We start from the raw sequence: 14005 nt of genomic DNA, 5'->3' as shown, positions 1-14005 counted from the left end.
CGTTATTGCGCTTTGTCAGCAGTTGCTGATGGTGAAACTTCAGTCGGCGTTACCGGGGCCCCAGGGCGAATTTTTTGTAACCCTTCAATAATCACTTTATCGCCATCGCTTAGCCCGTCGGTTACTAACCAGTTTGAACCAATCGTTCTGTCTACTTTTAAAACGCGGCTTTCAACGGTGTTTTCTTTGCTAACAACCATGGCTGTTGGCTCGCCTTTTGTATTACGGCTAACCCCACGTTGCGGCACTAAAATAGCGTCTTGTTTTACGCCCTCAACCACAGAGGCACGTGCATACATACCCGGTAATAATAACTTATCAGGATTTGGGAATTTAGCGCGTAAAGTAACCGACCCTGTGCTTGGGTCTACAGTCACTTCAGAGAACTGTAACGTGCCTTTAAGTGGGTAAGTTGAGCCATCTTCCATTTGCAGTTCAACATCTGTTTGCGATTGTGAATCAACGCTCAATGAACCTGAAGAAATAGCTTTTTTAAGTTGAGTTAGCTCGTTGCTTGATTGGGTTAAATCAACATAAATAGGGTCAAGCTGGGTCACTGTTGCCAGTGCTGTTGTTTGATTAGCGCTAACAAGCGCACCAACAGTAACGCTCGATTTACTAATTTGGCCACTTATTGGAGAAGATACATGGCTGTAGTCTAGGTTAATTTGCGCCGATTTAAGCTGTGCTTTCGCCGTTAATAGCTCTGCTTGTGCTTGCTTTTGCGCTGCATCTGCTTCGTCAAAGTCTTGCTGACTTACGGCTTTAATTTTTAAAAGCTCGCTATAACGCGACGCTTTTGATTTAGTGCTGGCAATACTTGCCTCAGCGCGGGCAACAGCTGCTTCGCTTGCTGCTAGGTCAGCTTCAAACGTAGCGGGGTCAATTTGATAAAGCGCTTGGCCTTGCTTAACTTGAGCACCTTCTTTAAATAAACGCGATTGCACAATGCCACTTACTTGCGGGCGGATTTCCGCAATTTGAAAAGCACTAATGCGACCGGGAAGCTCCTTTTTTAGTGTAAGCGCTTGGCTTTTTAATGTAATTACACCAACAGGTACTGCTTGTGGAGCTGAAGCTTGTTGCGAGTCAGCTGCTTGGTCGCAACCTGTTAAAGCAACAGATCCAACGAGGGCTGTTAATACAAATAAAGCGATGCGAGAACGCTGCATGTTAAATACCTTTTAGTCTATTTATGTCTAGAGTGAACGATCATTCTAAAGTAAATCTAAACGAGAATAAATTAAAACGGGTGCAAATTTACACTAACTTACAGTTGCAAAATTAAACTACGCCATAGGTTGTAGAAGGTGTTAACTTGATGAAAAATAAAACGGATAAGTATGAAAAATAAACTTTATTGCGGTGCGTTATTTATTAACCTGCAACAAAAAAGCCAAGCTAAGCTTGGCTTTAATACAAATTTATAACTATTTACTTATACGAGACACCAATAATTGCTCAACCCTTATGCCCTCAACATCAACCACCTCAAATTTAAAGCCATTAAAGGTAAAGTGCTCAGCACGTTTAGGTATACGCTTCATTGTGTATATTAAAAAGCCAGCCACGGTTTCAAAGTGCATTTGATCGGGAAACTCTTCAATGCCTAATACTTTTGCTAAATCAGAAATCGGGGTTAAGCCATCCACTAACCATGAGTGCTCATCGCGGGCAATAATAAGTTCATCGCCTTGATGGGTAATTAAATCTCCCATAAACCCTTTCATTAAATCTTTTACGGTAACAATACCGACTAACAAGGCATATTCATTTACTACCACAGCAAACGGTTTTGCAGCACTTTTAAATGCATTTAGTGCCTCAGACAGGCTTAGGGTTTCAGGTAAATAAAACACGTCTGTTTCAATCAGCTCTTGCTCAATATTAGCTGGCTCACCTTTTAGTACTTGTCGTAGTATATCTTTTGATTCAACAGAGCCGCGTAATTTATCTAAATTTCCCGACACCACTAAAAAATGATTATGGGGGTTTTCAATAATTTTGGTGGCTATATCGTGGCTGCTTTCATTTAAGTCAAAATAAACTATTTGGTCGCGTGGGGTCATTACACTTGATAAAAAGCGTGCTTCAAGTTCAAACACATTGCCAATTAGCTCATACTCTTGTTGTTGTAAGCTGCCGTATTCTGCGCCCGCATCCATCATCGCCACAATGTCTTCGGTGGTAACAATATCTTCTCGCTCTGCGGGTACTTTAAATAAACGCAGTACAAAATTAGTTAAACCATTAAAAAACATTACTAATGGCGTAAGTGCAAAAGTAACCCATCGCATTATTGTTACCACACGCACAGCCACCGCTTCGGGCATGATCATCGCTAAACGCTTTGGCATTAAATCGGCAAATAATATAAACAGCGAGGTAATGGTAAAAAACGAAAATAAAAAGCTAATTTTTTCAAGGTGTACACCTTGATAAAAAAGCACCAAGATACTTTGTACATAAGGCGATAGCGCTTGTTCGCCTACTATTCCGCCTAAAATAGCAATCGCGTTTAAGGCAATTTGGATCATCGCAAAAAACGCCCCAGGGTTTTCTTGCAGTTTTAATACCGCGGCCGCGTTATCACTGCCTTCATCAGCCATTACCCGCAGTTTAATTTTACGCGACGCTGCAATAGCAATTTCCGACATGGCAAACAACGCACTGATCAAGATCAATAAGCTAATCCCGATTAAATCACCCATTTAACGCTCCAAAAAGTTAGCGCTTTTTCAATAAAAAGCAGCTGATTATAGACGCTTTTTTAAACGCGGCAATTTATATTTATGCTTTTACAGGATTAATTAATAAGCCATTGAATTAGCGTTGTTTATTTTTCTTTTTTGCTTCATCGAATGCCAGCGCAAGTCTATCTTGTAGGCTTTGCGGCATGTTTTTATTACACGCAAAGTAAAGGGGGGAGTGTTGTGTATTGAGCGTAAATATAGGCTCTAATAATTTAAGCTTTGGCTCAAACTGTGCGCGGTAGTTAAATTGTTTTTTACTTAAAATAACAAAGTCGAGAATATCATGCCGTGTACTTATTAATTTATCTATTTTGTCTAAGCTATCAATTATCAATAAGTTTTTAGCCTCACTAAAGCCACGCTCTAGCAAATAATGGTGGCTAAAATTATCCCTAAGCACCGCTGTTTTATATTTTTTAGCGTCGTTAAGCGTTTTTAAGCGAATGTTTCGTGATTTAAGGGCATAAATAGCAGAGTCAAAACTTTCAAGCTCAGCCACCCAGCTAAACTTATCTTCTCGCTTAGGTAACCTTACAATAGAAAATATACAGGTATTCGTATCTCTTAATACTGCGTTATAAGACACAGCCCAACTATGCGCTAACATAGTGTATTTAATATCTGTATTGGCGAGCGCGTTTCTCACTTTATCTACAGAGCGCCCTGCAAGTTGGTTGTTTTCGTCAATGTATTGAAAATCGGGGAATACTTCGGTCACTATTGTAATTTCAGCTGCATTGAGCCTTATGCATGCAAAACACAACAAAAATAAGTACAGCTTCATTTAGCTTCGCCTCAAAACTAAAACAGATATACACCAACTATAGCCGAGGGTAACCGAACCGCTAGTTTTTAACCTAGCCCTATACGCTGATAGGACTAGATTTTTTTAAAGACTAAATTGCTATTTATTCATTGCACTAATTAAGAACGCTGAAATTTTAGCGCCTTCACGTAATGTTGTTTCTGAACTTGCTTGGCCTACTAATGAGCTGTCGGTAAATGGCGCTATTTCCATCATGTCGGCGCCAGTAATTGGAAACTCATCGGCAATAGCTTGTAAAATATCCAGTGCATGTTGCGGGGTTAAGCCGTTATCTTCTGGTGTGCCCGTGGCTGAGGCAAATTCGGCATCGAGTGCATCTATGTCAAAGCTTACATACACTTCATCTACGTTATCGGCTTTAAGCTGCGCAATGGTTTCATCTGCAACCGCTTTTGCACCACGCTCTATAATTTCATTAGCCCAATGTTGTTTTACACCAAAGGTGCTTTCCCAGTGCGATTTAGGTTTACCGCTTGAGCGAATACCAAACTGGATTAAATGATGCGGTGCAGGTAAAAACTCTAATATATGCGTACACCACGAGCCAAAGCATAAATCTATCCCTAAGCGCTCTACTAATAAATCGGTATGCGCATCAAAATGAATAATAGCGGTACGTTTGCCTTGCTCGCGCTTAGCTTTTAAATACGCTTTAGTTAGCGGGTAGCTAATTGAGTGATCGCCCCCAATCCCAAATATGCCTTTATCTTTAAATGTGGCGTAAAAGCTGTCACACACATCTTCGGTAATAGAAAGCGGGCTTACGTAGTAATCATCGTTTTTATCGCCGTATAGGGCTTTTTGGCAGTTTGAAATAGTGGCGTCGTTTAAGTATTTATCATGTAATAAATGCGGGATAACGCGTACATCACCTAAATCAAAAGAGCGGCACTGGGTTTGCTGATCAATCAAGGCTGAGCGTAAAAATAATGGCCCCCAGTTTGCTCCACGTAAAATACCGCCGCCACAATCTGAGCTAATACCTAACATAACCGCTTTGTGAGGAGATTCGGGTAATTGTGTTAAAGAATCGCGCCACAAAACATCAACATTTTCGCTTTGCCCATACAATTTATTACGTAATGCCGCTTTACGCTCTTTCGCGGTATTAACTGTAAATACACCATCGCCAGGTGCACATAAACAGTGCTCTACTTTACGTTTAAACGCGTCAAATTGTGTGCTCATAATAAATCCTATACTTGTGTGTTTTATTCATGTGGTTTTGATTAGTTATGCAAAAACTAAAATTATCGGCCTATTTGCAAATAACGCCTTATACGCTCACTTATTGTTCAAGCGTTATTTACACGCTTATTTAAAAGGCGTTAAAATAAAGCCAAAATAAAACCGTAACTGCTTGTTATTAAATAACTAAAAACGCTTTAAACCACGTATTGATAAATTTAAATTATCACCATAATCAATACATATAGACTCTCAATAAACAAGTCAACCACCCGCCTTTTAACGAACTTTAAGCCTTTGATTTAATATTCAATGTGAATGAATAAAGCCATCATTTATAAGTATTTTTCAACATCGGACATACGTCCTGTACTTAGTTTACATTTGCCGTAATGATGCTAGATTGACAACAAATTTTTATAAAAAGGCTTAGTTATGGAAAAGGTATTTCACTTAGGATTATGTATTGACGATTTAAAAGGGGCTGAACTTGCTATTGTCCCTGGTGACCCAGATCGTGCTGCACGCATTTCTCAATTCCTAGACAACCCAACCAGCCTTGCTCAAACACGTGAGTTTCATGTTTATTTAGGCCAGTTAAATGGTCACTCTGTGGTGATTTGTTCAACCGGTATTGGCGGCCCTTCAACCTCTATTGCTGTAGAGGAGCTGGCACAGCTTGGCGTACGTACTTTCTTACGTATTGGTACTACTGGGGCAATTCAGCCACATATTAATGAAGGTGATATTTTAGTAAGCCAAGCGTCTGTGCGTTTAGATGGCGCAAGCCAACACTTTGCACCACTTAGCTACCCTGCGGTATCTGACTTTTTTGCGACTCAAGCTATGGTGCAAGCGTGTAAAAACCTAGATATCGACTTCCACATTGGTATTACTGCCTCAAGCGACACATTCTACCCAGGGCAAGAGCGTTACGATACGCATTCGGGTTATGTACCTAAGTCATTACAAGGTAGCTGTGAAGAGTGGCAAAACCTAGGCGTGATGAACTACGAAATGGAGTCTGCTACCTTATTTACCATGTGTGCAGCGCTAGGCCTTAAAGCGGCGTGTGTTGCCGGTGTATTGGTTAACCGTACTCGCCAAGAAATTCCAAATGTTGATCACGGTGAAATTGAGAAAAAATCTGTGGCTGTGGTTTTAGAAGCTGCAAAAGTACTATTAGGCTAATGCCTTTTTAGCGCTTTAATAAAACGCATAAAGCACAGCAATTGCTGTGCTTTATTGTTTTTAGCTTACCCTGAGCTCTGGTTACCTTAGCTTTGCGCTAATCACTTCTATTTCTGGCAAATTGCTAAAGCTTGCAAGTACCGCACGTGCAACTCCCCCTTGGTTTTCATGACCTTGGGTTTCTAACAGTGTAATTGCTTTAATCGTTTTATCGTTAAAGCTAAGACCCGCTAAAAACAATTGACTAAGCGCACTTTGTAGTGGCGAAAGGCTTGGGCTGTAAGCCGCGTTTTCTGCGTAACTGCCGTAAAAGTCACCATTATCAAAGGTGCTTATTTTAACTGCGCTAAAGTTGTTACTGTAAGGTACGTAGGCCATTAGCGCCATGGCTGCTAGCTTTTCATCAAGGGCTGTATCTGCAAATGTGTGTTGCTGCTGTTTTGGGTTAAACAAGCTAAAATCGTTGCCTAAATCTGTGGGGCCAAATGAATGCGGTAATAAATCAGCTAATTTAAAGTGCTGATCTGGTAGTAAAATATCAAACTCTTTTGCATCAGCCAGTTCGTTCATAAACTGCCTGCAATAGCCACATGGGGCATCGCTAATTGCTATTTTTAGTATTTTTTTTGCGCCATTTAACCACGCATTGTTAATCGCCGACTGCTCTGCATGCACGACTAAACTAAGCGCTTGGTGATCAAACTCTACATTCGCACCAAAATAAAAATTTATATCACCTTGCTCATCAAGTGCTTTAACAATAGATCCCACATGAAAGTGAGAAACAGGAGCCACCGAAAATTCAGACGCTAAAGGCACTAAACCTTGTAATAACGCGTCATCAGATACATTAAGTTGCGCGCATAATTGGCTAATATCGTTAGGATGTAAAATACCGCGCTGGGCTTTTAATTGGCTGCGTAATGCTTGAGTTTGCGTAACGCTTAATGAGATATGTGAATTTGTGAGTGCTGTGTCTTGTTGCACAGTAAAAGTTGCTGATGCCATAACATATTATAATTATTTAATGGCTAAGTAGTTTAAAAGGTTAGGCGCCTAAATGCCAGCAAAAAAAGGGAGCACACTGTGCTCCCCTATTTTTAAGTTAAAGTAGACTAACCAGTATTGCGCATACCTGCAGCAATACCTGTCATGGTGATCATTAATGCATTATCAATATCACCTTCACTTACTTTATCGCTTGAGCGCGAACGGCGCAGCAGCTCAACTTGCAGTACATTAAGCGGATCGGTGTACGGATTACGCAGTGCAATCGACTCTTTTATCCATGGTTGATCTGCCAATAAGCTATTTTGCGGGCTAAGCGATTGCACTAAGCTAATTGCTTCTTCTAGCTCTTTACGTAACGAGATACCTAATGGTTTGTACATATCTTCCACCAGCGCGTTATCGTAATGCTCACTTAACCAGCTATCGGCTTTACTAAATACCATTTCTAGCATTTCAAGACGTGCTCTGAAAAATGGCCATTGCAGGCTCATTTCGTGCAGTGTTTCTATGCCGTATTTATCGAGTGCCGCTTTTAAGCCTGTTAATGCGCCAAGCCATGCAGGTAACATTAAACGGTTTTGGCTCCATGCAAAAATCCATGGAATAGCACGTAAGCTCTCTACCCCACCATTTGGGTTACGTTTCGCAGGACGCGAGCCCAACGGTAATTTAGACAGCTCCAGCTCAGGCGTTGCCATTCTAAAGTAAGGAACAAAGTTTTCATCATGGCGAACCACATTACGGTAGTGATCGCACGACTGCTCACTTATCAACTTCATCACTTCACGCCATTCTTGCTTAGGCTCTGGCGGTGGTAATAAGTTACTTTGCAGTACGGCACCGGCGTAAATATTTAAACTTTGCAGTGCTACATCGGGTAAACCAAACTTAAAGCGGATCATTTCGCCTTGCTCAGTTACACGCAAGCCACCTTTTAATGAACCAGGCGGTTGTGAATGCAATGCTTGTGCAGCAGGTGCCCCACCGCGCCCTACCGTACCACCACGACCATGGAATAAAACAAGTTCAATGCCGCGCTCATCGGCAAGCTGCACTAGTTTATCCATTGCTTCGTACTGTGCCCAGCCTGCGGCCATCATGCCGGCATCTTTAGCTGAATCAGAATAACCAATCATGACATTTTGGGTATTTTTAATATGCCCGCGGTACCATACGTTATCAAGCAAAGTGGTAATTACATCACTACCAGCGTTTAAATCGTCAAGCGTTTCAAACAAAGGCGCTACTGGTAAATCAAACTGACAGCCACTTTCTTTTAAAAGCAGTTGTACAGCTAAAATGTCAGAGGCGGTACGCGCCATTGAAATAATGTACAAGCCAAATGTTTTTTCATCTTGCTTAGCTATTACATCAAAGGTGTCGAGTACTTCTTGCACCTCTGGACTTGGTTGCCAGTTTTTAGGAATAAGCGGACGGCGAGAATTAAGCTCGGTAAGCAAAAATGCTTGTTTGTCTTGCTCTTGCCATTGGTTGTAATCGCCTAAGCCTAGGTGGCGTGTAAGCTCAGAAAACACATCGCTGTGGCGGTCTGAATCTTGGCGTACATCAAGTTTTGCCAAACGCAGGCCAAAGCTATTTATACGGTGCAGTAAATCAAGTAATAAACCATCGGCGACAACTTTCATGTTGCACTTTAATAAAGAGCGATAGCACACCTCTACTGGGTGCTTGATTTGATTTATATCAGTGATTAAGTCTTCTGAATCGCTGCGCTTATTCTTGATTTTTGCACCTAAATGCACCACTGTTTCAGAGACTTGGTTTTTAAGCTTTTTAAGTACAGCGCGATAAGGTTCAAAGTCTTGTCCTGCCAGCTCAATTAGCTCATCGCTTGCATCTGACATGCTCAGCTCTGCGCTTAGCGTGTCAATATCACGGCTGTATAAATCAAGTGCCATCCAACGACCATGGTCAAGTACTTGCTGTGTTACCTGTGCGGTTACAAATGGGTTACCGTCACGGTCTCCGCCCATCCAAGAGGTAAACTCAATGGGGCTGTAATCAATCGGAAGCTCTAAACTTAAATGCTCTTTAACTTGATCTGAAAACTCACGTAAAAAGCGTGGCACAGCATGCCATAAGCTGTTTTCAATAACAGCGTATCCCCATTTAGCTTCATCAACTGGGCTTGGGCGAGAACGACGAATATCATCGGTGTGCCATGCTTGGCTGATAAGCTGAGCGATACGGTTTAAAATAGCTTCACGCTCTTGTGGTAAATTGTCTTTGCGCTCAAGCGAGGCTAAACAATCACTTAATTCTACGTGCTTATTAATAATGGTACGGCGCGTCACCTCGGTTGGGTGAGCGGTTAATACTAAGTTTATGTGGAGTTTTGAGAGTGTTTCGGCCAGATGATTACTATCTAATTGGCCTTCTTTTGCTTTTGCAGTTAACGTTTTTAATGTTTGAGTGAGAGGATTTAGTTGGCAAAAACCAACATCATTAAAACGCGAAACAGTGTGGAACTGCTCTGCTACATTAGCTAAATTTAAAAAATGATTAAATGAACGGGCAACCGGTAAAAGCTCTTCATCACTAAGCGCATGTAGTACCTCAATTAGCGCTTGTCTGTCGTCTTCATTACCACTGCGAGATGACTTTGATAAAGCACGAATTTCCTCTACTTTATCTAAAATCGCTTGGCCTTGGGCATCTTTAATAGTTTGTCCTAGTAGCTGCCCAAGTAAATTAACATTACCTCGCAAGGCGGCATATTGTTCACTCATTTCTCAGTCTCCTTTGTTTCATGGAATGCTATTAATATCATCATGAGCGCAGATTTAATAGATCCATTTGCAATGGTGAATCGTAATTAGCTATATGTAAATTATTAGAAAACGGCTTTTATGATCATTTTTTACGACGCCAGCTGCCCGCTTTGCAATACCGAAATGCAGCACCTTAAAGATGCTGATACTAAACATAAAATTGTTTTAGAAGACCTTAATAGCCACGATTTTAGCGCACGTTATCCAAGTGTTAATAAAAACAAGGCCATGGCTATATTGCATGCACAGTTACCAACTGGCGAGATGATTTACGGCTTAGATGTTACCTATCAAGCGTGGAAAACAGTAGGAAAATACCGCTGGTTGAAAATTTTTCGCTTGCCAATAATTCGCTACTTCGCTGATGCCGCCTATATGTTTTTTGCAAAACACAGACAAAAAATAAGCCGTTTGCTCATGCCAAACGCCTCCTGTTTAAACGGCCAATGCACTGTTAATACAAAGGACAAACAATGAAAACAATTGTTTTATTTGGTGCCAGCAGCGCAATAGCACAAGCTTATATTGAGCACCTACAAATAAATGCACCCACAGTGCAAGTTATATGTGTTAGCTCAAAAAAGGCAGATACAAATAGTAATGTTGTTTACCTAAAGAGCGATTACACAGCGCAAAGTTTAGCCAAGGTTACAACTTACTTAAAAGAGCAAAATGCCGAGATTCAACAAGTCGTTATGTTCAATGGCACATTGCACAACAAAACCCACATGCCAGAAAAAAAGCTAGAAGAGCTAAACGCAGACTATTTTAATGAATTATTTAATTCCAACACACTCACTCCCTTGCTGTGCTTACAAAGCATTTTGCCGCTGTTAACACATAAAACGCAGTGCACTATAACGGCGCTCAGTGCGCGTGTGGGCAGTATTAACGATAATAAATTAGGCGGTTGGTATACATACCGCGCATCTAAAGCGGCCTTAAACATGCTATTTAAAACCGCAGCGGTAGAACTGGCGCGCCGAGCTAAAAATACTAAACTGGTGTTATTTCATCCGGGCACTACCGATACTGCGCTTTCAAAACCATTTCAAAAAAACGTGCCTGCGGATAAGCTTTTTAGCGCTGAATTTGTAGCTAAACAGCTTTTTACATTTACGTTTAATAACCCTCATTTAGAACTTAACGGTGAGCCCGCCTATTTAGATTGGCAAGGCGAAGCCATACCCTGGTAAGGACCTTTAATGCATTTTACTAAAGAGCGCATAAACGCACTTGAAAAACACACTCGTACTCATTTAATTAATTCACTTTCGGGTTTTAAAAGCGCCAACTTAATTGGCACGCAAGACAAGCAAGGCAATACAAATGTAGCTATTGTTAGCTCGGTTATTCATTTAGGGGCTCACCCGCCATTGGTTGGCATGATAATGCGCCCTAATAGCGTGCCTCGACATACGTTCGAAAACATCATAGAAACCGGCTGTTACACCATTAACCAAGTTAATAAGGCCATATATAAGCAAGCTCATCAAACATCAGCCCGCTACGATAAAGGCGAGTCAGAGTTTGACGCGACAGGTTTAACGCCAGAATACCTAAATGAATTTACAGCCCCTTTTGTGCAAGAGTCGCGATTAAAATACTCTGTGAAATACGTTGAGCACCAACACTTAGCCGTTAATGGCACAGAGCTGGTTATAGGTGAAATTACCGATGTGTATTTAGATGAAGCGGCGCTACAAAGTGATGGCTTTTTAGATTTACAAGCCATTGAAACAGTGGCTGTAACAGGGCTTGATAGCTACCACACTAGCAATAAATTATCGCGTTTACCTTACGCTAAAAAACCTTAGCATGCATGTTGTCGCATAATATTGAATTATGCTTTTACATTACACACAATGCCTAACACCAATCTGCTTATTGGGGCTTTTTAACATTTTAGTGAAATTTAATTTGTTCAATTGCTCAAGTATTTATGCAGCTTGGTATTGAAACCAAGGAGACTTTTATGGCCACACTAGGCGTTGGTACACACACAAGCGAGCAAGCATTAGCGGGATTAAGCAATATGACCGCCAATGTAACCCCTATTCAAGCAGATGAATATTTACAGCGCATTGCAAAAGCACAAGCTTATATGCAAGCAAATAATATAGATGCAATTTATTTAAATGCAGGTACAAACCTTACTTATTTTACAGGCATGAAATGGTATGCAAGTGAGCGCATGGTTGGCGCCATTTTACCCGCTATAGGCGATGTACAATACATAGCCCCTTATTTTGAAATTGGCACCCTAAACGGCTTTAAAGTGATTGAAGGCCCCATTCATGGCTGGCAAGAGCACGAAAACCCTTATGCGTTATTTGTAAGTGTACTCAAGCAGCTCAACATTAATGACAATGCCACAATAGGCATTGATGAAAGTGCACAGTTTTTTATATTCGACGGTATAAACAAAGCGCAAAAAGGCTTAAATATAGTTAATGCACAAAGCGTTACTGCACATTGCCGCATGCATAAGTCGGTAAATGAATTAGCGCTTATGCAATGTGCAATGGATATGACCCTTGCAGTGCACCAAGCAACTGCAAGCATGCTATATGAAGGTATTACCACCACAGAGGTAGAAGCCTTCATTAAAAAAGCGCATCAAAAGGTAGGTGCCCCCGGTAACTATTTTTGCATTGTATTGTTTGGTGTGGCGACCTCATTTCCACATGGCGTTAAAGATGCGCAAGTGCTTAAAAAAGGCGATATGGTATTAATAGATACCGGTTGCAAAGTGCATGATTACCTTTCAGATATAACCCGCACCTATGTATTTGGTGAGCCAACAGTGCGACAACGGATGTTTTGGGATCATGAAAAAGCAGCGCAACTCGCCGCTTTTAGTGCTGCAAAAATTGGCGCTACGTGTGAAGCAGTTGACGCAGGCGCTCGTCACTATTTAGCGGCTCAAGGATTGGGGCCACAGTACCAAACACCGGGCTGCCCGCATCGTACGGGCCATGGTATTGGCTTAGATATTCACGAATGGCCTTACTTAGTAGGTGGAGACAAAACCCCACTTGCACCTGGCATGTGTTTTAGTAACGAGCCAATGCTAGTTATACCTGATGAGTTTGGTGTACGTTTGGAGGATCACTTTTATATGACCGACAACGGCCCGCATTGGTTTACACAACCAAGTTATAGTATTGACGACCCGTTTGGGCTTAACGCTTAAACCCTTTAAAAAAGAGCAGCAATTAGCTGCTCTTTTTAGTTTGAGGATTGATAATGCATACTTCATCCCAATATCGTTTGTTATACAAAAGCAATCCGCAAAAGGATGAATATGAAAAACTTTAAAATTGATATCGTGTCAGACGTAATGTGCCCATGGTGCGTAATAGGTTACAAAAACCTAGAAACAGCGCTTGGCCAACTTAAAGACGAAATGAGTGCAGATATTACGTGGCATCCTTTTGAGCTAAATCCTGACATGCCGCTTGAAGGTCAAAATTTAAATGAGCACCTAATGCAAAAGTACAACCTAAGCGAAGAGCAAGGCGATGAAAATCGTAAAAACATGTACGAAGCAGGTCAGCGTGCCGGGTTTACCTTTAATTTTGATGGTGAGCGCATCATGATCAACAGCTTTGATTTACACCGCCTACTTACTTGGGCGCGTGAAGAAGATAAGCAAACCGAATTAAAGCTTGCCATGTTTGAAGCACACTTCACCGATTTAAAATACTTAAATCAAGAAGAGGCACTGCTTGATGTAGTAGAAAGTGTTGGCCTTGATAAAGAACAGGCGCGTAGTATTTTACACTCAGATAAATACGTTCAAACAGTACGCCAAGAGCAAGACCGCTTTAAGCAAATGGGTATTACTTCAGTTCCTACATTTATTATCAACGATAAATATGCAATTAGTGGCGGACAACCAAGCGATTCATTTATTCAAGCACTTAAGCAAATTAGTGAAGAAGAAGCCAAGCAAGACGCTTAGCAAGTAAGCTGCTGTTTAACATATATAAGGCTGCGCAATGCAGTCTTATATGATTATTAAGGGTGCAGTGTAACTTTACTGCCTACGTGAGCCGATATTTCTATAAGCTTTTAACAAAAACCCTCTGCTACTCAAGCCTTACCCTCTGCACTTTTATAAAAGTGCTGGCACTATACGTGCATTGTCTATTTTGTGTTCTTAATGAGTGTGCTGCGCGCTATTTTATTTCAAATGCCACGTAAATATTACAAGGTGCTATTAACTTCTTTCATACCGC

General features: G+C 41.1%; 12 protein-coding genes. 6 read left to right on the top strand and 6 right to left on the bottom strand.

Translation table 11 applies throughout. From position 1 onward, the window contains the following. Window positions 1–2 precede the first annotated feature (2 nt). From PAT01_RS11155 to PAT01_RS11140, 4 genes are all read right to left on the bottom strand, one after another. On the bottom strand, window positions 3–1172 hold the full coding sequence (locus PAT01_RS11155) for an efflux RND transporter periplasmic adaptor subunit (RefSeq protein ID WP_054981828.1): 1170 nt from the start codon (window positions 1170–1172) through the stop codon (window positions 3–5). Between the two features lie 258 nt (window positions 1173–1430). Beyond that, the gene (locus PAT01_RS11150) at window positions 1431–2711 is read right to left on the bottom strand and encodes a polyamine export protein PaeA (protein WP_154945470.1); all 1281 of its coding nucleotides are present in this window, start codon (window positions 2709–2711) and stop codon (window positions 1431–1433) included. Between the two features lie 115 nt (window positions 2712–2826). Beyond that, window positions 2827–3537: a substrate-binding periplasmic protein gene (locus PAT01_RS11145; protein ID WP_024031933.1), complete on the bottom strand. Its 711-nt coding sequence runs from the start codon at window positions 3535–3537 to the stop codon at window positions 2827–2829. 120 nt (window positions 3538–3657) lie between these two features. Then, entirely contained in the window at window positions 3658–4767 is a 1110-nt protein-coding gene (locus PAT01_RS11140; RefSeq protein WP_024031934.1) for an arginase family protein, read from the bottom strand. 435 nt (window positions 4768–5202) lie between these two features. On the opposite strand from PAT01_RS11140, the gene udp reads away from it, so the two are divergent. Further along, window positions 5203–5958 (top strand): uridine phosphorylase, encoded by a 756-nt coding sequence (gene udp, locus PAT01_RS11135; protein ID WP_154945469.1) that lies wholly within the window; start codon window positions 5203–5205, stop codon window positions 5956–5958. 81 nt (window positions 5959–6039) lie between these two features. Here udp and cdd read toward each other — a convergent pair whose 3' ends face one another. Continuing rightward, a complete protein-coding gene (gene cdd / locus PAT01_RS11130) occupies window positions 6040–6966 on the bottom strand; it encodes a cytidine deaminase (protein ID WP_154945468.1) in 927 nt (308 codons plus the stop codon). 107 nt (window positions 6967–7073) lie between these two features. After that, window positions 7074–9719 (bottom strand): phosphoenolpyruvate carboxylase, encoded by a 2646-nt coding sequence (gene ppc, locus PAT01_RS11125; RefSeq protein ID WP_154945467.1) that lies wholly within the window; start codon window positions 9717–9719, stop codon window positions 7074–7076. A gap of 120 nt (window positions 9720–9839) precedes the next feature. On the opposite strand from ppc, the gene PAT01_RS11120 reads away from it, so the two are divergent. From PAT01_RS11120 to PAT01_RS11100, 5 genes are all read left to right on the top strand, one after another. Beyond that, window positions 9840–10238, top strand: a complete 399-nt coding sequence (locus PAT01_RS11120; RefSeq protein WP_024031936.1) for a thiol-disulfide oxidoreductase DCC family protein — start codon at window positions 9840–9842, stop codon at window positions 10236–10238. Further along, window positions 10235–10957: an SDR family NAD(P)-dependent oxidoreductase gene (locus PAT01_RS11115; RefSeq protein WP_154945466.1), complete on the top strand. Its 723-nt coding sequence runs from the start codon at window positions 10235–10237 to the stop codon at window positions 10955–10957. Before PAT01_RS11120 ends, PAT01_RS11115 begins: the two co-directional genes overlap by 4 nt. Before the next feature lie 9 nt (window positions 10958–10966). Further along, window positions 10967–11578, top strand: coding sequence for a flavin reductase family protein (locus PAT01_RS11110; RefSeq protein ID WP_004588763.1), 612 nt, complete (start codon window positions 10967–10969; stop codon window positions 11576–11578). A 158-nt stretch (window positions 11579–11736) separates the two neighbouring features. Further along, on the top strand, window positions 11737–12957 hold the full coding sequence (locus PAT01_RS11105) for a M24 family metallopeptidase (protein ID WP_154945465.1): 1221 nt from the start codon (window positions 11737–11739) through the stop codon (window positions 12955–12957). Between the two features lie 111 nt (window positions 12958–13068). Continuing rightward, a complete protein-coding gene (locus tag PAT01_RS11100) occupies window positions 13069–13728 on the top strand; it encodes a DsbA family oxidoreductase (protein WP_154945464.1) in 660 nt (219 codons plus the stop codon). Window positions 13729–14005 lie beyond the last annotated feature (277 nt).

It is taken from the genome of Pseudoalteromonas atlantica (assembly GCA_007988745.1).
Lineage (GTDB): Bacteria > Pseudomonadota > Gammaproteobacteria > Enterobacterales > Alteromonadaceae > Pseudoalteromonas > Pseudoalteromonas atlantica.
Note: the sequence above shows the minus strand (reverse complement) of the source record. Positions and strands in the feature narration are given on the sequence as shown.

Bases quoted from the DNA above. Each gene is read 5' to 3' on its own strand.
- ppc (WP_154945467.1), bottom strand. From the start codon at position 9,719: ATGAGTGAACAATATGCCGCCTTGCGAGGTAATGTTAATTTACTTGGG.
- udp (WP_154945469.1), top strand. From the start codon at position 5,203: ATGGAAAAGGTATTTCACTTAGGATTATGTATTGACGATTTAAAAGGG.
- PAT01_RS11110 (WP_004588763.1), top strand. From the start codon at position 10,967: ATGCATTTTACTAAAGAGCGCATAAACGCACTTGAAAAACACACTCGT.
- PAT01_RS11150 (WP_154945470.1), bottom strand. From the start codon at position 2,711: ATGGGTGATTTAATCGGGATTAGCTTATTGATCTTGATCAGTGCGTTG.
- PAT01_RS11140 (WP_024031934.1), bottom strand. From the start codon at position 4,767: ATGAGCACACAATTTGACGCGTTTAAACGTAAAGTAGAGCACTGTTTA.
- PAT01_RS11145 (WP_024031933.1), bottom strand. From the start codon at position 3,537: ATGAAGCTGTACTTATTTTTGTTGTGTTTTGCATGCATAAGGCTCAAT.
- PAT01_RS11115 (WP_154945466.1), top strand. From the start codon at position 10,235: ATGAAAACAATTGTTTTATTTGGTGCCAGCAGCGCAATAGCACAAGCT.
- PAT01_RS11155 (WP_054981828.1), bottom strand. From the start codon at position 1,172: ATGCAGCGTTCTCGCATCGCTTTATTTGTATTAACAGCCCTCGTTGGA.
- PAT01_RS11120 (WP_024031936.1), top strand. From the start codon at position 9,840: ATGATCATTTTTTACGACGCCAGCTGCCCGCTTTGCAATACCGAAATG.
- PAT01_RS11105 (WP_154945465.1), top strand. From the start codon at position 11,737: ATGGCCACACTAGGCGTTGGTACACACACAAGCGAGCAAGCATTAGCG.
- PAT01_RS11100 (WP_154945464.1), top strand. From the start codon at position 13,069: ATGAAAAACTTTAAAATTGATATCGTGTCAGACGTAATGTGCCCATGG.
- cdd (WP_154945468.1), bottom strand. From the start codon at position 6,966: ATGGCATCAGCAACTTTTACTGTGCAACAAGACACAGCACTCACAAAT.